Below are 19,980 nucleotides of genomic sequence, written 5' to 3'. Positions count from 1 at the left end.
ATGAGGAGGCGGCACTTTCAGCTTCCTCTTTACTAATGTCTTCGCACACTTTAGGATAGAGGAGGAAGTGAAAGAGAGGGATTCAATTTATGGTCTTTGAGATATGGAACAATTTAAAAAAAGGGGATATCCATCCCGTTTATTGCTTATATGGAAAAGAAACCTATTTACTGCAAGAAACTGCTGCTAAACTGAGACAAGCTGTGGTTGACGAGGAAGCAAAGGATTTTAATTTCTCCGTCTTCGATATGGAAGAGGTGCCGCTTGAACAGGCTGTGACGGACGCAGAAACCTTTCCGTTTATGGGAGAACGACGTCTCGTTGTGATTAAAAATCCTTATTTTCTTACAGCAGAAAAGAAAAAGGAGAAGATCGAGCATCAGCTTTCCGTATTAGAAGCTTACTTAGAAAAGCCAGCACCTTATACTGTTCTCGTGTTATTAGCGCCATATGAAAAGCTGGATGAACGTAAAAAAATCACGAAATTACTAAAAAAGAAAGCGGCTGTCGTTGAGGCGAAAGAGTTAAACCCTAAAGAAACAACTGATTTCACCATCACCTTGGTGAAGACAGAAGGAAAGGCGATCACGGCTGAAGCGGCTGAGCAGCTTGTCATGCTATGCGGCGGGAGTCTGTCCTCACTTTTTCAAGAGGTTCGGAAGCTAAGTACATATATTGGAGAGCGAGAGGAAATCGAGCTGGCGGATGTCAATCAGCTTGTTGCGCGCAGCTTAGAGCAGAATATTTTCGAATTGATTAACCAAATTGTAAACAGACGCCGTTCTGAAGCCATGCAAATGTTTTATGACCTCTTAAAGCAAAATGAGGAACCCATTAAAATATTGGCGCTCATTTCAAATCAATTTCGGTTGATTTTGCAGACAAAGTACTTTGCTCAGCAGGGGTACGGGCAAAAACAAATTGCGTCAAACCTGAAGGTCCATCCATTCCGTGTCAAACTCGCCATGGACCAGGCAAAACTGTTTTCAGAAGAAGAACTAAAGCAGATCGTCAAAGAGCTCTCAACGATCGATTATGAAATGAAAACGGGTAAAAAGGACAAGCAGCTATTGCTAGAATTGTTCCTGCTTCGATTATTAGGCGCTTGAACATAAAAAAAACGACCTTCTAAAAAGAGGGTCGTTTTTGTTTAGATGTATAATTGCCAGTCTGTCCTTATGGCTGAGCCGGTCAGGACGGACGTACAGTTAAACAGGTGCCTCATCACTGAGGCGTTGCAAGCATTATGCAGAAAGTCCGTTTACTTGTTTAGCAAGTCTTGATTTGTAACGCGCAGCTGCGTTTTTGTGTACAAGACCAGTTTTAACGGCTTTGTCAATGCGTTTTGCAGCAGAAGAAAGAGCAGCTTTTGCTTGCTCAGCATCGTTGTTAGCTACAGAAACTTCAACTTGTTTAATCGCAGTACGCATCGCAGATTTGATTGTTGCGTTGTGTGCACGGCGCTCGTTATTCGTTTTTGTACGTTTGATCGCTGATTTAATATTTGGCATGTGTTTCACCTCCTAAGATACAACCTAAACACAATTGTCTTAAGGTTAAATCTTCACAATAGAACAAGTTGTATTCTATCAAACACACCTTTAGAATGCAATATAAATGTAAAGTATTTTTCATTGATGAACCGCTCGAATGTTTCTTTATAGAGATGGAAAGACTACTGTTAATTACTTGGTGGAAGGAGCCTTTTTATGAAGAAACAGAAACTCGATTTAAGCGCTTATCAAATCCGGACAGACTTGGCCGTTGAAACAAAAGAGATACTAGAACAAGAGAACGATCCGAATGTCGTCAAAAATGATGGCATTCAAGGAATTGTCGAGAAAGAAAAGGAAGAGCACGGGATCCGCATACGCACTGTGGAGATTACGAAAGAAGGAGAAGAGCTGACGGGGAAAAAGGCAGGAACATACTTGACACTTGAGGCGCAGGGCATTCGGGAGAAGGATTCTGAGATGCAAGAAAAAGTAGTCGAAGTCTTCGCCCATCATTTTGCTCAGTTTTTAAAAGACCGGGGAATTCAGGCAGATGCGAGCTGTCTTGTAGTGGGACTAGGTAACTGGAATGTCACGCCAGATGCATTAGGACCACTCACAGTTGAAAACCTGCTTGTGACCCGTCATCTATTTGAATTACAGCCGGAAAATGTACAGGAAGGCTATCGCCCAGTGTCCTCTTTATCACCTGGTGTGATGGGACTGACTGGAATTGAAACAAGTGACATTATACAAGGTGTGATCGAACGTTCCAAACCCGATTTTGTGATTGCCATAGATGCACTTGCTGCTCGTGCGGTGGAACGGGTGAATACAACGATTCAAATGTCTGATACAGGCATCCATCCAGGATCTGGTGTAGGGAATAAGCGCAAGGAATTAAGCAAAGAAACCTTGGGTATTCCAGTGATTGCGATTGGCGTCCCGACAGTGGTTGATGCAGTGACGATCGCAAGTGATACGATTGATTATGTCTTAAAGCATTTTGGTAGAGAACTGAAAGATGATAGACCCTCCCGCTCTCTTGTGCCGGCTGGTCTGACATTTGGGAAGAAAAAAGTGCTAAACGAAGAAGACTTGCCAGATGAAGAAACGCGTCAATCATTCTTAGGAATAGTAGGAACGCTTCCTGATGAAGAGAAAAGACAGCTGATCCATGAAGTGCTTTCGCCGCTAGGACAAAATTTAATGGTGACGCCGAAGGAAGTGGATACATTCATTGATGATATGGCAAACGTACTTGCCAATGGATTAAACACAGCGCTTCATCAAAAAATCTCTCAAGATAACATGGGTTCTTATAATCATTAATCGGTTCTACTTTCTCTAGCTCGCTCATAGTGTAATTACTAGAAAGCGTGCTGGAGGGAGTAAATCATGAAAAAAAGACCCCGCCGTCCTCGACAGTTGGTCGTTGCGATTAATGGAACCAAAGTAGTGAAAAGTATTTTCTTGTTTATTGCCTCTCTTGTTGTCATGTTTGTCATGTCAGGGGCTTTGACATCTTTAAAACCTGAGCTTAGACCTCAAGCTTCGTTATATGGTGTAGCTGATGAGTTGTCAGGAGCGTTCTTTGCCACACTGATGGGAATGGAAAACCAATATTTCGCCTCAACAGTTCCAGAAGATCAAAAAGGGTTCAATTTCTCTGGACTGTCACTCAAGCTTGCGACAAGTATCAATTTAGAAGATCCCCGCAGTTTTCTAGGAAGAGAGCTGCCAGGCTTTGAACATTTTGATACAAAAATCATCTTAGCGGGTGAAGGAACAGACTATACCAACATGCCAATGGAATCGCCGCCGCCAAGTGAAGTCATCAAAGATGAGAAAGAAGCGAATTTAGCTGAGCTGGACAAGCTCGATGAGGATGAGCCGAAAAAGCCTGCTAAAGAGCCGGATCGTTCGACAGGGAAACGAAAAGCCGTGTACATTTATCACACACACAATACGGAATCATATTTACCATTTTTAAAAGGAGAAACGAACCCAAACAATGCACGGCACTCAAAAGTGAACGTCACCCTTGTCGGAGACATGTTTGGAAAAGCGCTCGATCAGCAAGGAATCGGTAATACAGTTGACAAAACTGAAATTGAAAAAAGGCTCCTGCAAAAAGGGTTAAAGTATCCGCAGTCGTATAATGAATCCAGATTGGTCGTGAAAGAAGCCCTTGCTGCAAATGATGACCTCGAATATTTAATTGATATTCACCGTGACTCAAGGAGAAAGAAAGATACCACTGTGGAGATCAAAGGAAAGAAATATGCGAGAATCGCGTTTGTTGTGGGGAAGAAGAATCAAAGCTATGAAAAAAATTTAAAGCTGGCAACAGAGTTTCACCATTTGATGGAGAAAAAATATAAAGGTCTCAGCGTCGGAGTGTTTGCAAAAGGAGAAATTGGCGATAATGGAATCTATAATCAAGATTTATCTGATAAAGCCCTTCTTTTAGAATTTGGCGGAGTGGATAATAATATGAAAGAATTGAAAAATGCATCCAATGCAGCGGCTGATGTGTTCAGTGAAATTTTCTGGGACGCAGAAAAAGTAAATGGCAAAGCAAAGGATGAGAAAAAACGTTCTTAAGGTGGTGACGGGTATGGGCTCATTTATTGGAAAAACCATTATTTTAGGATTGGTTTTGCTGTTTGGTGTCTTTTTAGGAATGCAGCAAGCCAATAATGGTATGCTGCAAATGAAGGGCTACCATGATCCGCAATTAAAAGGGGCTTTCTCTATTCAAATGAAAGACGATCAAGAAAGAGAAGCTTCTATCTTAGGAACGGCTGTCACAGAAAAGGATTTAGCTGAAAAACAAAAGCAGCTCGAAGAAATAGAGAGCTTCAATGCCTTCTCCAAGGCCGGAAAAGCCCTATCTGATGGTATGACACATGCAGCCCGTTCTCTTTATGATTGGGTGAATGGCAAATAACCATTCAAATTAGCACCACCATGGATTTCATTTCATGAGATATCACCCTTTTGAGAAAAGCCGCTTACACCGATGAGCGGCTTTTCTTGATTTCGATTGAATCTTTACAGCCCTATTGATATAATCTAACCTAGCGCAACCCGCGTTTTATAGTAGGAGTGATAGATTGTGACAGATAAAGAAAAACGATTAGAACGGCAATCAAGAATTCGAAATTTCTCCATTATCGCCCATATTGACCATGGGAAATCAACATTGGCGGACCGTATTTTGGAAAAAACAGCGGCGATTACTCAACGAGAAATGAAAGAACAATTACTTGATTCCATGGACTTAGAGCGTGAACGCGGCATTACGATTAAATTAAACTCTGTCCAGCTGAAATATAAGGCGAAGGATGGAGAAGAATATATTATGCACCTGATTGATACACCAGGGCATGTCGACTTCACCTACGAGGTTTCCCGAAGTCTAGCTGCCTGTGAAGGTGCGATTCTCGTTGTTGATGCAGCACAAGGAATTGAAGCACAGACACTTGCGAACGTTTATTTAGCTCTTGATAACAACTTAGAAATTCTGCCGATTATCAATAAAATTGATCTGCCAAGTGCAGAGCCTGAGCGTGTAAGAGAAGAAATTGAAGATGTCATCGGGTTGGATGCGTCTGAAGCTGTTCTGACATCTGCTAAGGCGGGCATTGGGATCGAGGATATTTTAGAACAAATCGTAGAAAAAGTGCCGGCTCCAGCTGGAGACCCAGAAGCACCGCTTCAAGCCCTTATTTTTGATTCCCTTTATGATGCGTATCGAGGCGTTATTGCGTACATACGGATTGTTGAAGGAACAGTAAAGCCAGGTCAGAAAATCAAAATGATGGCGACAGGCAAAGAATTTGAAGTGCTTGAAGTCGGCGTTTTCACACCGAAAGCAATGCCCACAGACGAACTCACCGTTGGAGATGTTGGCTACTTAACAGCTGCGATTAAAAATGTCGGTGATACACGTGTAGGGGATACGATCACAAGTGCGGAGAACCCTGCGAAAGAAGCACTGCCAGGATACAGAAAGCTGAACCCAATGGTATACTGCGGACTTTATCCAATTGACACAGCGAAATATAACGACTTACGTGAAGCGTTAGAAAAGCTTGAATTAAATGATTCTTCACTTCAATATGAGGCAGAGACATCCCAAGCACTTGGCTTCGGTTTCCGCTGCGGCTTTCTTGGAATGCTTCATATGGAAATCATCCAAGAACGGATTGAACGTGAATTTAAAATTGACCTCATTACGACAGCACCAAGTGTTATTTACGATGTGTATATGACAGACGGAGAAAAAATCGTTGTAGATAACCCGTCCAATCTGCCTGATCCGCAAAAGATTGAACGAATTGAAGAACCATACGTGAAGGCAACAATGATGGTGCCAAATGATTATGTAGGCTCTGTTATGGAGCTTTGCCAAGGAAAGCGCGGTAATTTCATTGATATGCAATACCTTGATGCAAACCGCGTCAGCATTGTTTACGAAATTCCTTTGGCAGAGATTGTATACGAATTCTTTGACCAGCTAAAGTCCAATACAAAAGGGTATGCGTCCTTTGATTATGAGCTGATTGGCTATCGTCCATCCACTCTAGTGAAAATGGATATTATGCTAAATGGTGAAAAGATCGATGCCCTTTCCTTCATTGTTCACCGCGATTATGCATATGAACGAGGAAAGCTCATTGTAGAAAAGCTGAAAGAACTCATTCCACGCCAGCACTTTGAAGTACCAGTTCAGGCGGCGATCGGTCAAAAAATCGTTGCTCGTTCTACCATTAAAGCGATGCGTAAAAACGTACTTGCTAAGTGTTATGGTGGAGATATTTCCCGGAAAAGAAAGCTTCTTGAGAAGCAAAAAGAAGGGAAAAAGCGCATGAAGCAAGTGGGCTCTGTTGAAGTCCCGCAAGAAGCATTTATGGCTGTCCTGAAAATGGACGACAGCACACCGAAAAAATAATATCCTCAAGGCAACCTGCTTTACAATGCACGCCTTGACGTTTATAGTCGAAAACAAACAAAGTTGCCGCAGCGATAAACTGCGGCTCTTTACCTGTAAAGAAGGTGTCATCAAATGAAAGCAGCATACATTCACATTCCATTTTGTGAGCACATTTGTCACTATTGTGATTTCAATAAATTTTTCATTAAAACGCAGCCAGTAGATGAATACTTAGCCGCTCTTGAAAAAGAAATGCAGCACACGATCGAGCAAAAAGGCGAGCAAGAACTAAAGACGATCTTTATTGGCGGTGGAACCCCGACATCACTGACAGTCAGCCAGCTAGATCAGCTCATGGACAGTATTCACCGCGTATTAAAGCCGACAAAAAATCTGATTGAATTTGCAGTTGAAGCAAACCCAGACGAACTATCGCTTGATAAGCTGCATGTCCTGAAATCAGCAGGCGTGAATCGGCTGAGCTTTGGCGTACAAACATTTGAAGACGATTTGCTCAAAAAAATCGGACGAGTTCATCAACAGAAAGATGTCCTAACTTCTTTCGAACGAGCAAGAGCGGTTGGGTTTGACAACATTAGTCTCGACCTCATGTTTGGTTTGCCTCATCAAGAAAAGCACCATGTCATGAATTCACTTGAGACGGCTTTTTCATTAGGTGCAGAGCACTATTCTGTCTATTCACTCATTGTGGAGCCGAAAACGGTTTTTTACAACTTAATGCAAAAAGGAAAGCTGCATTTGCCGCCGCAAGAACGTGAGGCTGAAATGTATGAGCTTGTCATGGATGAAATGGAGCGCCACGGATTAAAGCAATATGAAATTAGCAATTACGCCAAACCAGGCTTTGAAAGCCAGCATAACCTCACATATTGGAGCAATGAAGATTACTTCGGTTTTGGTGCAGGGGCGCACGGCTATGTAGATGGTATCCGAAATGTGAACGCTGGACCAGTGAAGCATTATTTGGAGCTGATTGAACAAACAGGTTTCCCATATAAGGAAACACATCAGGTGACAAAAGCAGAACAAATCGAAGAAGAAATGTTTTTAGGTCTCCGGAAAATCGAAGGTGTTAAAAGCGCCCATTTCCAAGCCAAATATGGAGCAATGCCAGAGGCGCTCTTTTCCACTGTTCTTGAAGAATTAGAAGAAAAAGGTCTCATTGTACAAGATGACATTGGGATTCGTTTAACAAGAAAAGGAAAATTGTTAGGAAATGAAGTGTTTCAAGCGTTTCTCGGTGAGTTATAATTGACATTTTAATTTGAGTTTGGTAATTTTGTTTATACAATTAGCACTCGTTGAAAGAGAGTGCTAACAGGGGTGATGATGATGTTAACAAATCGTCAGCTTTTGATTCTGCAAGTCATCATTAATGACTTTATTCGTTCGGCGCAGCCAGTTGGATCAAGGACTCTTTCTAAAAAAGAAGACATCACATTCAGCTCTGCGACGATTAGAAACGAAATGGCTGATTTGGAGGAACTTGGTTTTATTGAAAAGACCCATTCTTCATCAGGAAGAATTCCTTCCGAAAAAGGATATCGTTATTATGTAGATCATTTGCTCTCTCCGCGAAAACTGTCATCTAAAGAGCTTGTGCTCATCCAGTCAGCTTTTCAGGAGAAAATTTTCGAGCTGGAAAAAACAGTTCAAAAATCGGCGGAAATTTTATCAGATCTCACAAACTATACATCGATTGTGCTGGGTCCAAAGCTAAGTGAAAATCGATTAAAGCAAATTCAGCTTGTCCCTGTTCAGCCAAACAAAGCAGTGGCGATCATGATTACAGACAGTGGTCATGTTGAAAACAAAACCATTACCTTCTCTGAGCATCTCGATGTCTCCGATATTGAGAAGCTGATGAATATTTTAAACAGCCGCCTAGCAGGAGTCCCGATGGATCAGCTGAAGGACAGGATGTACAAAGAAGTTGTCATGCTGCTTCGCATGCATTTAAAAGATTATGATCATATTCTAGATGCGCTAGGCAACACATTTACATCGACACAAAACGAATCAAAACTTTTCTTTGGCGGGAAGATTAATATGTTGAATCAGCCGGAGTTTCATGACATTGACCGCATTCGTTCACTGATGATGCTCATTGAGCAAAAGAATGATGTCATGCAGCTGTTTCATCCAAATCAGCAAGGAATCACCATTAAAATTGGCTCAGAAAACAATTTGGAAGCAATGGAGAATTGCAGCTTAATCACAGCGACCTATTCGATTGATCAAAAATCTCTCGGCTCCATTGCCGTCATCGGTCCAACCCGCATGGATTACGGCCGGGTCGTCAGTCTCTTGCATCATGTATCAAAAGACTTGTCAAACGCACTTTCCAATTTGTATGATGAGTAGGGTGATGAAAAGCGGGGGCACAGCCCCTTCGTATTCTTGAATCTTTTGAGGGAGGTGAACACAATGTCAGAAGAAAAACAGACACCTGAGCAAGAAGCAGAGGTTGAAGCACAAGAAGAAGCAGTTCAAGCAGATACTGAGGAAGTAATGCATGATGAACAGTCTGCCTTCCAAGAGAAAATCGATGAATTGCAGCAGCTTCTAGACGAAAAAGAAAACAAAATTCTGCGTGTTCAAGCAGATTTTGAAAACTATAAACGCCGTGCTCGAACTGAAGTGGAGACCGTGCAAAAATATCGTTCTCAACATGTTGTCAGCGATCTTCTCCCAGCTCTTGACAACTTTGAAAGAGCGCTTGGAATCGATCCAGACAATGAGCAGACGAAAAGTTTGTTAGAAGGAATGCAAATGGTTTACCGCCAGCTGGTAGAAGCGTTGAAAAATGAAGGCGTTGAACCAATTGAAGCTGTCGGCAAAGAGTTCGATCCAAACCTTCATCAAGCCGTCATGCAAGTTGAAGATGAAAACTTCGATTCAAATATCGTTGTAGAAGAATTGCAAAAGGGCTATAAACTCAAAGACCGAGTCATTCGTCCATCAATGGTAAAAGTAAATCAATAACTACATAACATAATGGGAGGTCATCGAATATGAGTAAAATCATTGGGATTGACTTAGGAACAACAAACTCATGTGTTGCAGTACTTGAAGGCGGCGAGCCAAAAGTTATTGCAAACGCTGAAGGAGCACGTACAACACCATCTGTTGTCGCTTTTAAAAACGGAGAGCGCCAAGTAGGTGAAGTAGCAAAACGTCAATCAATTACAAACCCTAACACAATCATGTCTGTGAAAAGACATATGGGTACTGATTATAAAGTAGAAGCTGAAGGCAAGAACTATACACCGCAGGAAATCTCTGCAATCATTCTTCAACATCTTAAATCTTACGCTGAAGGCTATCTTGGCGAAGAAGTAACAAAAGCTGTGATCACAGTTCCTGCTTACTTCAATGATGCAGAACGTCAAGCAACAAAAGATGCAGGGAAAATTGCTGGTCTTGAAGTAGAACGTATCATTAACGAACCAACAGCAGCTGCACTTGCTTATGGTTTAGATAAAACAGAAGAAGATCAAACGATTCTTGTATACGACCTTGGCGGCGGTACATTTGACGTTTCAATTCTTGAGCTTGGAGACGGCGTCTTTGAAGTACGCTCAACTGCTGGGGACAACCGTCTAGGTGGAGATGATTTTGACCAAGTCATCATTGACCACCTAGTGGCTGAATTCAAAAAAGAAAATGGCATTGATCTTTCTAAAGATAAAATGGCGCTTCAGCGTTTAAAAGATGCTGCTGAAAAAGCGAAAAAAGATCTTTCTGGTGTATCATCTACACAAATTTCACTGCCATTTATCACAGCTGGAGATGCAGGACCTCTTCACCTTGAGTTAACGTTAACTCGTGCTAAATTCGAAGAACTATCTTCTGAGCTTGTCGAGCGTACAATGACACCTGTACGTCAATCACTTAAAGATGCTGGTTTATCTGCTAGCGAGATTGATAAAGTCATCCTTGTTGGTGGATCAACCCGTATTCCTGCAGTGCAAGAAGCGATCAAAAAAGAAACAGGTAAAGAGCCTCATAAAGGCGTAAACCCTGATGAAGTTGTTGCACTAGGTGCTGCAATTCAAGGTGGAGTGATCACAGGAGATGTGAAAGACGTTGTTCTTCTTGACGTGACACCACTTTCTTTAGGGATTGAAACAATGGGCGGCGTATTCACGAAGCTGATTGAGCGTAATACAACAATTCCAACAAGTAAATCTCAAGTGTTCTCAACGGCTGCTGACAACCAAACAGCTGTAGACATCCACGTTTTACAAGGTGAACGTCCTATGGCAGCAGATAACAAAACATTAGGTCGTTTCCAATTGACTGATATCCCGCCAGCACCACGCGGCGTACCGCAAATCGAAGTATCATTTGATATCGATAAAAACGGTATTGTGAACGTACGTGCGAAAGATATGGGTACTGGAAAAGAACAAAATATTACAATCAAATCTTCTTCAGGTCTTTCTGATGATGAGATCGAAAAAATGGTCAAAGAAGCAGAAGAAAATGCTGAAGCAGATGCAAAGAAAAAAGAAGAAATCGAAGTGCGCAATGAAGCAGATCAATTAGTGTTCACAACTGAAAAAACATTAAAAGATCTAGAAGGCAAAATCGATGAAGAGCAAGTCAAAAAAGCAAATGATGCGAAAGATGCTTTAAAAGCTGCGATCGAAAAAGGCGAGCTTGAAGACATCAAAGCGAAAAAAGATGAGCTGCAAACAATCGTTCAAGAATTAACGACAAAGCTCTATGAAGAAGCTGCAAAACAAGCACAAGCTCAGCAAGAAGGCGCTGAAGGTGCTCAAAAAGCAGATGACAATGTAGTGGATGCAGAATACGAAGAAGTAAACGACGATCAAGAGAAAAAATAATCACCTTTACTTTTGAAAAAGACTGCTGAAACGTACTCGTCAGAAAGTCAAAGTCAGGATCTCTTGGCTTTGACTTTTTTCTTTTCAACGATGAAAAGGAATTGAAAAAGGTTAAATCAAAATGATACAATCGTATTTATGTGAGAAAATCGGGAGTGTGAAGAGATGAGTAAGCGTGATTACTATGAAGTGCTTGGCGTTGGTAAGAGCGCCTCAAAGGACGAAATCAAAAAGGCATACCGCAAGCTTTCAAAAAAGTATCACCCTGATATTAATAAAGAAGCTGGCTCAGATGAGAAATTCAAAGAAGTAAAAGAAGCCTATGAAACCCTTTCTGATGACCAAAAACGTTCGCATTATGATCAATTCGGTCATACCGATCCAAACCAAGGCTTTGGCGGCGGCGGTTTTGGTGGAGGGGGAGACTTTGGCGGCTTCGGCGGCTTTGATGACATCTTCTCTAGTATTTTTGGCGGCGGTGCCAGAAGAAGAGATCCAAATGCACCGCGTCAAGGGGCGGACCTTCAATATACAATGACGCTTTCGTTCGAAGAAGCGGCATTTGGAAAAGAAGCGACCATTGAAATTCCTCGTGAAGAATCTTGTGAAACATGTCATGGCTCAGGGGCAAAGCCTGGGACGCAAGCGAAGACATGTTCACATTGCGGCGGTTCTGGCCAATTAAATGTCGAGCAATCAACCCCATTTGGTAAAGTCGTCAACCGCAGAGTATGTAATTACTGTAGCGGAACAGGAAAACAAATTGACCACAAATGTTCAACATGCGGTGGATCTGGTAAAGTGCGTAAGCGTAAGAAAATCAATGTAACGATTCCGGCAGGTGTTGATGATGGTCAGCAGCTCAGAGTATCTGGTCAAGGTGAACCAGGTATAAATGGAGGACCTCCAGGCGATCTATTCGTTGTGTTCCATGTACGTGCGCATGAATTCTTCGAACGTGACGGAGATGACATTTACTGCGAAATGCCGCTTACCTTCGCGCAAGCTGCATTAGGCGACGAAATTGAAGTGCCGACATTACATGGAAAAGTAAAATTAAAAATTCCTGCAGGCACTCAAACTGGAACAAAGTTTAGACTCAAAGGAAAAGGTGTGAAAAATGTACGCGGCTATGGCCAAGGCGATCAGCATATCGTTGTACGTGTCGTCACACCGACGAATTTAACTGACAATCAAAAAGATATCATTAGAAAATTTGCTGAAGTGAGCGGAAATAAACCAGACGAACAAGAAATGAGCTTCTTCGATAAGGTAAAACGCGCATTTAAAGGCGAGTAAGACGGATAAGGAGTTGGTAGTATTGAAGTGGTCAGAGATTAGCGTCCATACAACAAATGAAGCGGTGGAACCAGTCACCAATATTTTGCATGAAGCAGGTGCAAGTGGTGTCGTGATTGAGGACCCGCTTGATTTAATCAAGGAACGTGAAAATGTATACGGTGAGATCTACCAGCTCGATCCGAATGATTATCCGGATGAAGGGGTTATTGTGAAAGCCTATCTTCCGATGAATAGCTTTTTGATGGAAACGGTAGATGAGATCAAAGAAGCCATCAACAATCTTCTTCTATACGATATTGATCTTGGACGAAATACGCTGTCCATTTGTGAAGTAAATGAAGAAGAATGGGCAACCGCATGGAAGAAATACTATCATCCTGTAAAAATCTCTGAAAAATTCACCATCGTTCCAACGTGGGAAGAATATACACCTGTTCATTCTGATGAACTGATCATTGAAATGGATCCTGGAATGGCATTTGGAACAGGTACGCATCCAACGACAGTCCTTTGCATTCAGGCGCTTGAGCGCTATGTGAAGGAAAACGATACGGTGATTGATGTTGGAACAGGATCTGGCATTTTAAGTGTTGCAGCAGCGATGCTTGGTGCAAAGGACATTCAGGCCTTTGATCTCGATACCGTTGCGGTTGAAAGTGCGAAGCAAAACATTGAACTAAATGGTGTTAGTGAACAAGTGACTGTGAAACAAAACAATCTACTTGATGGTATTTCAGGTGAACGTGATGTGATCGTTGCCAACATTCTTGCAGAGGTCATCTTACGCTTTACAGATCAAGCATATGACTTATTAAAGAAAGATGGCTATTTCATTACATCAGGCATCATCGGACAAAAGAAATTACAAGTCAAAACGGCTTTAGAAGAAGCTGGCTTTGACATTGTTGAAGTGCTGTCAATGGAAGATTGGGTCAGCATTATAGCGAAAAAATAAAGCGAGTAGGTGTCAGGACACGTATGCAACGATATTTTATCGACCTCACGAAAGAAGAAGTGATGGCAAAGGGAGCCAGCGTCATAAAAGGTGAAGATGTACATCACCTTTCAAATGTCATGCGAATGAAAGCAGGGCAGGAAATCCTTTGCTTAACGACAGACGGTTTTGAAGCGCTCAGTAAAATTGATACAATAACAAAGGAAGAAGTGATTTGTCACCTTGAAGGCTGGACGAATCAGAACAGAGAACTTCCGATCAGTGTGACGATAGCGAGTGGTCTGCCAAAAGGAGATAAGCTTGAGCTGATTATCCAAAAAGGGACCGAGCTTGGCGCAAGTGCTTTTGTCCCGTTTCAAGCGGCTCGTTCTATTTCAAAGCTTGACCAAAAAAAGTCACATAAAAAACGTGAGCGCTGGGAGAAAATTGCGAAGGAAGCAGCCGAGCAGTCCTACCGGAATATCATTCCCCGTGTCCATCCAGTATCAACGTTTAAAGAGCTGACACAGCTGGCTGATGAATTCGATAAATGTGTCGTTGCATACGAAGAATCATCGAAAGAAGGAGAGCAAAGCCGATTTCAAACTGTGCTTCAACAGATGAAAGGCGGACAAACCTTATTAGTGGTTTTTGGCCCTGAAGGCGGTTTGGCAGAAAAGGAGATTGGAGAGCTTGAAAAGCTTGGTGCAGTCATTTGCGGGCTCGGACCACGCATTTTAAGAACAGAAACAGCTCCTCTATACGCGCTTTCTGCTATATCTTATCAAACAGAGTTATTAAGAGGTGAATCATGATGGGAACAGTAGCGTTCCATACACTTGGCTGTAAGGTCAATCACTATGAAACAGAAGCGATCTGGCAGCTGTTTAAAGAAGCTGGCTATGAAAGAAAAGATTATGAATCAAAAGCAGACGTATATGTGATTAATACATGTACGGTCACGAATACAGGCGATAAGAAAAGCCGCCAAGTCATTAGAAGAGCCATTCGTCATAACCCGGATGGTGTCATTTGTGTAACAGGCTGTTATGCGCAAACGTCTCCGGCAGAAATCATGGCGATCCCTGGCGTTGATATTGTGGTTGGAACACAAGACAGACATAAATTGCTTGGTTATATTGAAGAATACCGTAGAGAAAGACAGCCTATTAACGGGGTTGGCAATATCATGAAAGCACGGGTGTTTGAAGAGCTGGATGTTCCTGCCTTTACAGATAGAACGCGTGCTTCATTAAAAATCCAAGAAGGCTGTAACAATTTCTGCACATTCTGCATCATTCCGTGGGCTCGCGGACTTCTTCGTTCTCGTGATCCTGAAGAGGTTATCAATCAAGCACAGCAGCTTGTTGATGCCGGCTATAAAGAAATTGTGTTAACTGGTATTCACACAGGCGGATACGGTGAAGACTTAAAGGATTATAACTTCGCGAAGCTTCTAAAAGAATTAGATGAACGTGTTATCGGTTTAAAACGAATCCGCATTTCATCAATTGAAGCAAGTCAAATTACAGACGAAGTGATTGAAGTGCTGGATCAGTCAGATAAAATTGTCAGACACCTGCACATTCCGCTTCAATCTGGCTCTAATACTGTGCTGAAAAGAATGCGCCGTAAATATACGATGGAATTCTTTGCAGAGCGTTTAACAAAGCTGAAAAAAGCATTGCCAGGCCTAGCTGTGACCTCTGATGTCATCGTTGGATTCCCTGGGGAAACAGAAGAAGAGTTTTTGGAAACGTACAATTTTGTCAAAGACCATCAATTCTCTGAGCTGCACGTATTCCCTTACAGCAAACGTACAGGTACTCCGGCTGCAAGAATGGAAGATCAAGTGGATGAACATGTGAAAAACGAACGCGTTCACCGCTTGATCGCTCTTTCTGACCAGCTTGCGAAGGAATATGCGTCAGCATACGAAGGAGATGTACTAGAGATTATTCCTGAAGAATCCTTCAAAGAAAAAGATGGAGAACACAATCTTTATGTTGGTTATACAGATAACTATATGAAGGTCGTTTTTGAAGGATCAGAAGATATGATCGGTCGATTGGTGAAAGTGAAAATCACGAAAGCTGGCTACCCTTATAACGAAGGACAGTTCGTCCGTATGAGTGAAGACATTCAACCAGACAAAGTGAGAATGACATCATAAGAGAGACAAGAACCGGCTGCCACTAGGGGGCCGGTTTTCTTTTATGTTTGATTTGGTAAAAGGAACAAAATCATTGCATGAAAGGGGCGGATGAACGGGAAGAACAATAACGAGCTGGCGACATTAAACAATAGACTGAAATGCGCGATCTGCTGTGCTGGAGAGCTCGCTAAAAGTGCGACAAATTGCGTTATGAGTGTGAGAAATGGCAGGCATAATAAAACCCCAAGAACATTAAATACAACATGTGCATAAGCCGTTTGACGTGCTGCCAATCCGCCCGAGATCGCAGCCATGACAGCTGTAATGCATGTGCCAACATTCGATCCTAATACAAAGCTGATTCCCTCCTGCAACGCCACAGTCCCTTCATTCATAAATCCCATTAAAATACCAATGCATACAGAGCTTGAATGAACAATGGCAGTGAGGATTGTGCCCGACAGAATAGCTGTCCAATCTGAGTGCTGCATCATTTCAAGAAAACGTAGCGTTTCCGGTTGACTTGTCATCATACCTGCAATTTTTGAAAAGCCTTGAATGCAAAAAAAGATCATCCCAAGACCAAATAGACTTTTTCCTGCATGCCTGAAGGACCTTTGACCAAAAATGATACATACAAGACCGGTAGCAATTAAAACCCACATGAACACGTCCATCTTAATCGCGATAAATTCTGTCGTGAACGTGGATCCGATATTGGTCCCAAGGATCATTGGAATTGATTTTTTGAAAGTCAGAATGCCTGTACTCACAAAGCCGATGACAATGACCATAAACGCCGAACTGCTTTGAAGCACGCCTGTAAACACAATACTAACCAAGAATGCTTTCACCGGGTGATCTGTAAAGAGAAGAAGCGATTTCTCAATACGAGACGATGTCAGTGCCATTAATCCTTTTCTCAGCAAACCCATTGACCATAAAAAAATGAAAATAAGTGCACAAAAATAAATGATCGCCATCATAGAAAAGTCCTCCTCTTACCAATGAATATATGGACTTGTCTACCTGCTCATGACGAAAATATATTTCCAAATCACTTAGTTGACCTCACACTAGGCTTATATTATAATGTCTAGGTACATGTTTGCATGTATATCTTTTTTTAATGCAGTCGATTGGTGTATTCGGAGGGAGGGAAAGAGAATGTCAAAAACGGTCGTTAGAAAAAACGAATCGCTTGAAGATGCTCTTCGTCGCTTTAAACGCAGTGTATCCAAAACTGGAACATTGCAAGAAGCAAGAAAGCGTGAATTTTATGAAAAGCCTAGCGTAAAGCGCAAGAAAAAGTCCGAAGCTGCTAGAAAACGTAAATTTTAAAAGAGGGTGGATTTATGAGTCTTCTTGAGCAATTAAATTCTGATATGAAGCTGATGATGAAAAACCGTGAGAAAGACAAGCTTGCTGTCATTCGAATGGTAAAGGCTTCACTACAAAATGAAGCAATTAAGCTTAAGAAAGACAGTTTGACCGGCGATGAGGAACTGACCGTTCTTTCTCGTGAGATTAAGCAACGTAAAGACTCCCTCCATGAATTTTCGAAAGCTAATCGCTTAGATTTAGTAGATAAAGTTCAAAAAGAGATTGACATCTTAGACGTTTATTTACCTGAACAGCTTTCTGAAGAAGAACTGCAAACGGTCGTGAAAGAAACGATCGCTGAAACAGGTGCTTCATCGAAGGCTGATATGGGTAAAGTGATGAGCGCTATTATGCCAAAAGTAAAAGGTAAAGCTGATGGTGCTGTCATTAACAGACTTGTCAGCGAGCAGCTGTCTCAATAAAAAAGTATCCTTCTATTGTTAGAAGGGTACTTTTTTTGTACCACCATAAATCTGTCATATAAAAATGAAACCTATGATACATTTGTAACGTATGTAAAGGAACGGTAAAATAAAAGAAAGAGAGGAGGGATCACCAAATAGATGAAAAAAATAAAAATTTCTATTGCTCTCTTCAGTTGTTTTATAATATGCTTGTTATTAGGGGTTCAATTGACCGCGAAATCAGCAGATCAGAAAGTTCATGTCATTCCAATTGAAGATACAGTAGAAAAGGGACTATCTAAATTCATTGAACGATCATTTGAGCAAGCAAAGTCGGAACGGGCGAAACATATTATTCTCGACATCAATACACCAGGTGGTGCAGTTGATGCGGCGCTTGAAATCGCAGATACCATTCGTGCGTCTGATATCCCTGTGACAGCGTTTGTCAATCATAGAGCGCTTTCAGCCGGGGCCTTCCTTGCATTAAATGCCGACAAAATTTATATGACCCCAAACGGAAAGATGGGGGCTGCTGCGATCATTGATGGAGAAGGCAATGCTGCCGATCAAAAATCTGAATCTCTATGGCTTGCTGAAATGAGTGATGCTGCCGAAAAGCAGGGGCGTGATCCAAAGTATGCTCTTGCGATGGCAGATGTAGATATAGATGCAAAAGAAGCCGGTGCACCAAAAGGAGAATTGCTCACCTTCAACACAGACCGGGCGCTTCAATTCGGGTATGCAGAAGGAGAAGCAAAAAATCTGGATGACTTGCTTCAGAAGCTGACCTTAGCAGACACTTCTGTTCAATACGATGAAGTGAGCTTTGCTGAAAAGGTTGCGCGTTTTCTCACGCACCCAATCGTCATTCCAATCCTTTTATCCATCGCAAGCTTAGGGTTAATTGTTGAGCTATATTCTCCCGGCTTTGGGGTCCCAGGCACCATGGGAGTCACAGCGCTTCTTCTATTCTTTTATGGTCATCTCGTGGCAGGTTTTGCAGGATATGAGACGTTGTTCCTGTTTTTAGCAGGGATTGCACTCATTATTCTGGAATTGTTTTTGCCAGGGGGAATCTTAGGTGCCATTGGACTAATCTGTGTTGTTGTCAGCTTATTTTTAGCAGCTGGAAGCTTTACAGAAATGGCGATTTCCATCTTGATTGCCACTGCTGTTTCAATCATAGCAGTTATTTTATTGACAAAGGTGTTGGGGAAACGTATGAAATTTTTTAAAAAGTTCATTTTAACCGATTCAACCAATAAAGAAAGTGGTTATGTCTCAAATGAAACAAGAGAGGATCTTGTTGGACAAATTGCAGTGACAGCAACAGCACTTCGTCCATCCGGTACGATTGTACTCGGAGATGAGCGTATTGATGTTGTGTCAGAAGGTGCATTTATCGACAAGGATGAACAAGTAAAAATTGTTAAAGCGGAAGGCTCACGCATTGTCGTGAGGAAAGTATAGATATACTGATTTTATAGGAGGAATAAAATGGATCCATCTACTTTACTATTATTTGTGATTATCGCAGCAGGTTTGATCGTTCTATCGATCTTCTTCACCTTTGTACCGGTGATGCTGTGGATTTCTGCCCTAGCGGCTGGCGTTAGAGTGAGCATTTTTACACTTGTAGGAATGAGACTTCGCCGAGTAATTCCAAACCGAGTGGTCAACCCGCTCATCAAAGCACATAAAGCAGGTCTTGATGTGACGATTAACCAGTTAGAAAGCCACTACCTTGCAGGTGGTAACGTTGACCGTGTTGTGAATGCATTGATCGCGGCTCAACGTGCGAATATCGAATTGAACTTTGCACGCTGTGCAGCGATCGACCTAGCAGGCCGTGACGTACTTGAAGCTGTACAAATGAGTGTAAACCCTAAAGTGATTGAAACACCATTTATCTCAGGTGTTGCGATGGACGGGATTGAAGTGAAAGCAAAAGCACGTATTACAGTTCGCGCAAACATCGAACGACTTGTTGGTGGTGCAGGCGAAGAAACAATCATTGCTCGTGTAGGTGAAGGAATTGTCTCTACAATCGGTTCATCAAATAATCATAAAAAGGTTCTAGAAAATCCTGATATGATTTCTCAAACGGTTCTTGGTAAAGGATTAGATTCAGGTACTGCGTTTGAAATTCTCTCGATTGATATCGCAGATGTTGATATCGGTAAGAACATTGGGGCTATTCTGCAAACAGACCAAGCAGAAGCAGACAAAAACATTGCACAGGCTAAAGCGGAAGAACGCCGCGCAATGGCTGTTGCACAAGAACAAGAAATGCGTGCGAAAGTTGAAGAAATGCGCGCGAAAGTAGTAGAAGCAGAGGCTGAAGTACCACTTGCAATGGCTGAAGCACTACGCGAAGGCAATATTGGCGTCATGGACTACATGAACATTAAGAATATCGATGCTGATACGGATATGAGAGATTCATTTGGTAAAATGACAAAAGGTCCATCTGATCATGAAAACAAATAA

At 42.0% G+C, this 19,980-nt stretch carries 19 protein-coding genes; 17 read left to right on the top strand and 2 right to left on the bottom strand.

Annotation, left to right across the window (positions count from 1 at the left end):
• Window positions 1-89 precede the first annotated feature (89 nt).
• Window positions 90-1,109: a DNA polymerase III subunit delta gene (gene holA / locus NPA43_RS11570; protein WP_256498825.1), complete on the top strand. Its 1,020-nt coding sequence runs from the start codon at window positions 90-92 to the stop codon at window positions 1,107-1,109.
• Window positions 1,110-1,244: 135 nt separating this feature from the next.
• On the opposite strand, the gene rpsT is transcribed toward holA, so the two are convergent.
• A complete protein-coding gene (gene rpsT / locus NPA43_RS11565; protein ID WP_008342485.1) occupies window positions 1,245-1,511 on the bottom strand; it encodes a 30S ribosomal protein S20 in 267 nt (88 codons plus the stop codon).
• Between the two features lie 198 nt (window positions 1,512-1,709).
• On the opposite strand from rpsT, the gene gpr reads away from it, so the two are divergent.
• The 12 genes from gpr (at window position 1,710) to mtaB (ending at window position 15,718) form a co-directional block, all read left to right on the top strand.
• Window positions 1,710-2,825: a GPR endopeptidase gene (gene gpr, locus NPA43_RS11560; RefSeq protein WP_099726588.1), complete on the top strand. Its 1,116-nt coding sequence runs from the start codon at window positions 1,710-1,712 to the stop codon at window positions 2,823-2,825.
• Window positions 2,826-2,891: 66 nt separating this feature from the next.
• On the top strand, window positions 2,892-4,100 hold the full coding sequence (locus NPA43_RS11555) for a stage II sporulation protein P (protein ID WP_099726589.1): 1,209 nt from the start codon (window positions 2,892-2,894) through the stop codon (window positions 4,098-4,100).
• Between the two features lie 13 nt (window positions 4,101-4,113).
• Complete coding sequence (locus tag NPA43_RS11550) at window positions 4,114-4,446, top strand: YqxA family protein (RefSeq protein WP_099726590.1); 333 nt, start codon at window positions 4,114-4,116, stop codon at window positions 4,444-4,446.
• A gap of 168 nt (window positions 4,447-4,614) precedes the next feature.
• Window positions 4,615-6,453, top strand: coding sequence for a translation elongation factor 4 (lepA, locus tag NPA43_RS11545; protein WP_099726591.1), 1,839 nt, complete (start codon window positions 4,615-4,617; stop codon window positions 6,451-6,453).
• A gap of 114 nt (window positions 6,454-6,567) precedes the next feature.
• Window positions 6,568-7,707: a radical SAM family heme chaperone HemW gene (hemW, locus tag NPA43_RS11540; RefSeq protein ID WP_230030411.1), complete on the top strand. Its 1,140-nt coding sequence runs from the start codon at window positions 6,568-6,570 to the stop codon at window positions 7,705-7,707.
• Between the two features lie 81 nt (window positions 7,708-7,788).
• Window positions 7,789-8,820: a heat-inducible transcriptional repressor HrcA gene (gene hrcA / locus NPA43_RS11535; protein WP_099726593.1), complete on the top strand. Its 1,032-nt coding sequence runs from the start codon at window positions 7,789-7,791 to the stop codon at window positions 8,818-8,820.
• Between the two features lie 63 nt (window positions 8,821-8,883).
• Entirely contained in the window at window positions 8,884-9,441 is a 558-nt protein-coding gene (grpE, locus tag NPA43_RS11530) for a nucleotide exchange factor GrpE (protein WP_099726594.1), read from the top strand.
• Between the two features lie 29 nt (window positions 9,442-9,470).
• Window positions 9,471-11,309 (top strand): molecular chaperone DnaK, encoded by a 1,839-nt coding sequence (gene dnaK / locus NPA43_RS11525; protein ID WP_230030410.1) that lies wholly within the window; start codon window positions 9,471-9,473, stop codon window positions 11,307-11,309.
• 165 nt (window positions 11,310-11,474) lie between these two features.
• Window positions 11,475-12,608, top strand: a complete 1,134-nt coding sequence (gene dnaJ, locus NPA43_RS11520) for a molecular chaperone DnaJ (RefSeq protein ID WP_099726596.1) — start codon at window positions 11,475-11,477, stop codon at window positions 12,606-12,608.
• A 22-nt stretch (window positions 12,609-12,630) separates the two neighbouring features.
• Window positions 12,631-13,566: a 50S ribosomal protein L11 methyltransferase gene (gene prmA, locus NPA43_RS11515; RefSeq protein WP_230030409.1), complete on the top strand. Its 936-nt coding sequence runs from the start codon at window positions 12,631-12,633 to the stop codon at window positions 13,564-13,566.
• A gap of 23 nt (window positions 13,567-13,589) precedes the next feature.
• Window positions 13,590-14,360: a 16S rRNA (uracil(1498)-N(3))-methyltransferase gene (locus NPA43_RS11510; protein WP_230030408.1), complete on the top strand. Its 771-nt coding sequence runs from the start codon at window positions 13,590-13,592 to the stop codon at window positions 14,358-14,360.
• The gene (gene mtaB / locus NPA43_RS11505) at window positions 14,360-15,718 is read left to right on the top strand and encodes a tRNA (N(6)-L-threonylcarbamoyladenosine(37)-C(2))-methylthiotransferase MtaB (RefSeq protein ID WP_099726599.1); all 1,359 of its coding nucleotides are present in this window, start codon (window positions 14,360-14,362) and stop codon (window positions 15,716-15,718) included. Before NPA43_RS11510 ends, mtaB begins: the two co-directional genes overlap by 1 nt.
• 41 nt (window positions 15,719-15,759) lie before the next feature.
• Here the strand turns inward: mtaB and NPA43_RS11500 are convergent, their stop codons facing one another.
• Complete coding sequence (locus NPA43_RS11500) at window positions 15,760-16,686, bottom strand: Na/Pi symporter (protein ID WP_099726600.1); 927 nt, start codon at window positions 16,684-16,686, stop codon at window positions 15,760-15,762.
• A gap of 181 nt (window positions 16,687-16,867) precedes the next feature.
• Between NPA43_RS11500 and rpsU the strand changes: the two genes are divergently transcribed.
• The 4 genes from rpsU to floA all read left to right on the top strand — a co-directional run bounded on the left by rpsU (window position 16,868) and on the right by floA (window position 19,980).
• Window positions 16,868-17,041, top strand: a complete 174-nt coding sequence (gene rpsU / locus NPA43_RS11495; protein ID WP_003152957.1) for a 30S ribosomal protein S21 — start codon at window positions 16,868-16,870, stop codon at window positions 17,039-17,041.
• Between the two features lie 14 nt (window positions 17,042-17,055).
• Complete coding sequence (locus NPA43_RS11490; RefSeq protein ID WP_249705052.1) at window positions 17,056-17,505, top strand: GatB/YqeY domain-containing protein; 450 nt, start codon at window positions 17,056-17,058, stop codon at window positions 17,503-17,505.
• A 141-nt stretch (window positions 17,506-17,646) separates the two neighbouring features.
• Window positions 17,647-18,960, top strand: a complete 1,314-nt coding sequence (locus tag NPA43_RS11485; RefSeq protein WP_256498818.1) for an NfeD family protein — start codon at window positions 17,647-17,649, stop codon at window positions 18,958-18,960.
• 27 nt (window positions 18,961-18,987) lie between these two features.
• Window positions 18,988-19,980 (top strand): flotillin-like protein FloA, encoded by a 993-nt coding sequence (gene floA / locus NPA43_RS11480; RefSeq protein WP_099726603.1) that lies wholly within the window; start codon window positions 18,988-18,990, stop codon window positions 19,978-19,980.

This window comes from Bacillus pumilus, from assembly GCF_024498355.1.
In the GTDB taxonomy this organism is placed as follows: Bacteria; Bacillota; Bacilli; order Bacillales; family Bacillaceae; genus Bacillus; species Bacillus pumilus_P.
Note: the sequence above shows the minus strand (reverse complement) of the source record. Positions and strands in the feature narration are given on the sequence as shown.

Bases quoted from the DNA above. Each gene is read 5' to 3' on its own strand.
- dnaK (WP_230030410.1), top strand. From the start codon at position 9,471: ATGAGTAAAATCATTGGGATTGACTTAGGAACAACAAACTCATGTGTT.
- hemW (WP_230030411.1), top strand. From the start codon at position 6,568: ATGAAAGCAGCATACATTCACATTCCATTTTGTGAGCACATTTGTCAC.
- NPA43_RS11550 (WP_099726590.1), top strand. From the start codon at position 4,114: ATGGGCTCATTTATTGGAAAAACCATTATTTTAGGATTGGTTTTGCTG.
- NPA43_RS11490 (WP_249705052.1), top strand. From the start codon at position 17,056: ATGAGTCTTCTTGAGCAATTAAATTCTGATATGAAGCTGATGATGAAA.
- holA (WP_256498825.1), top strand. From the start codon at position 90: ATGGTCTTTGAGATATGGAACAATTTAAAAAAAGGGGATATCCATCCC.
- mtaB (WP_099726599.1), top strand. From the start codon at position 14,360: ATGGGAACAGTAGCGTTCCATACACTTGGCTGTAAGGTCAATCACTAT.
- rpsT (WP_008342485.1), bottom strand. From the start codon at position 1,511: ATGCCAAATATTAAATCAGCGATCAAACGTACAAAAACGAATAACGAG.
- grpE (WP_099726594.1), top strand. From the start codon at position 8,884: ATGTCAGAAGAAAAACAGACACCTGAGCAAGAAGCAGAGGTTGAAGCA.
- gpr (WP_099726588.1), top strand. From the start codon at position 1,710: ATGAAGAAACAGAAACTCGATTTAAGCGCTTATCAAATCCGGACAGAC.
- NPA43_RS11500 (WP_099726600.1), bottom strand. From the start codon at position 16,686: ATGATGGCGATCATTTATTTTTGTGCACTTATTTTCATTTTTTTATGG.
- NPA43_RS11485 (WP_256498818.1), top strand. From the start codon at position 17,647: ATGAAAAAAATAAAAATTTCTATTGCTCTCTTCAGTTGTTTTATAATA.
- NPA43_RS11510 (WP_230030408.1), top strand. From the start codon at position 13,590: ATGCAACGATATTTTATCGACCTCACGAAAGAAGAAGTGATGGCAAAG.
- dnaJ (WP_099726596.1), top strand. From the start codon at position 11,475: ATGAGTAAGCGTGATTACTATGAAGTGCTTGGCGTTGGTAAGAGCGCC.
- NPA43_RS11555 (WP_099726589.1), top strand. From the start codon at position 2,892: ATGAAAAAAAGACCCCGCCGTCCTCGACAGTTGGTCGTTGCGATTAAT.
- rpsU (WP_003152957.1), top strand. From the start codon at position 16,868: ATGTCAAAAACGGTCGTTAGAAAAAACGAATCGCTTGAAGATGCTCTT.
- floA (WP_099726603.1), top strand. From the start codon at position 18,988: ATGGATCCATCTACTTTACTATTATTTGTGATTATCGCAGCAGGTTTG.
- hrcA (WP_099726593.1), top strand. From the start codon at position 7,789: ATGTTAACAAATCGTCAGCTTTTGATTCTGCAAGTCATCATTAATGAC.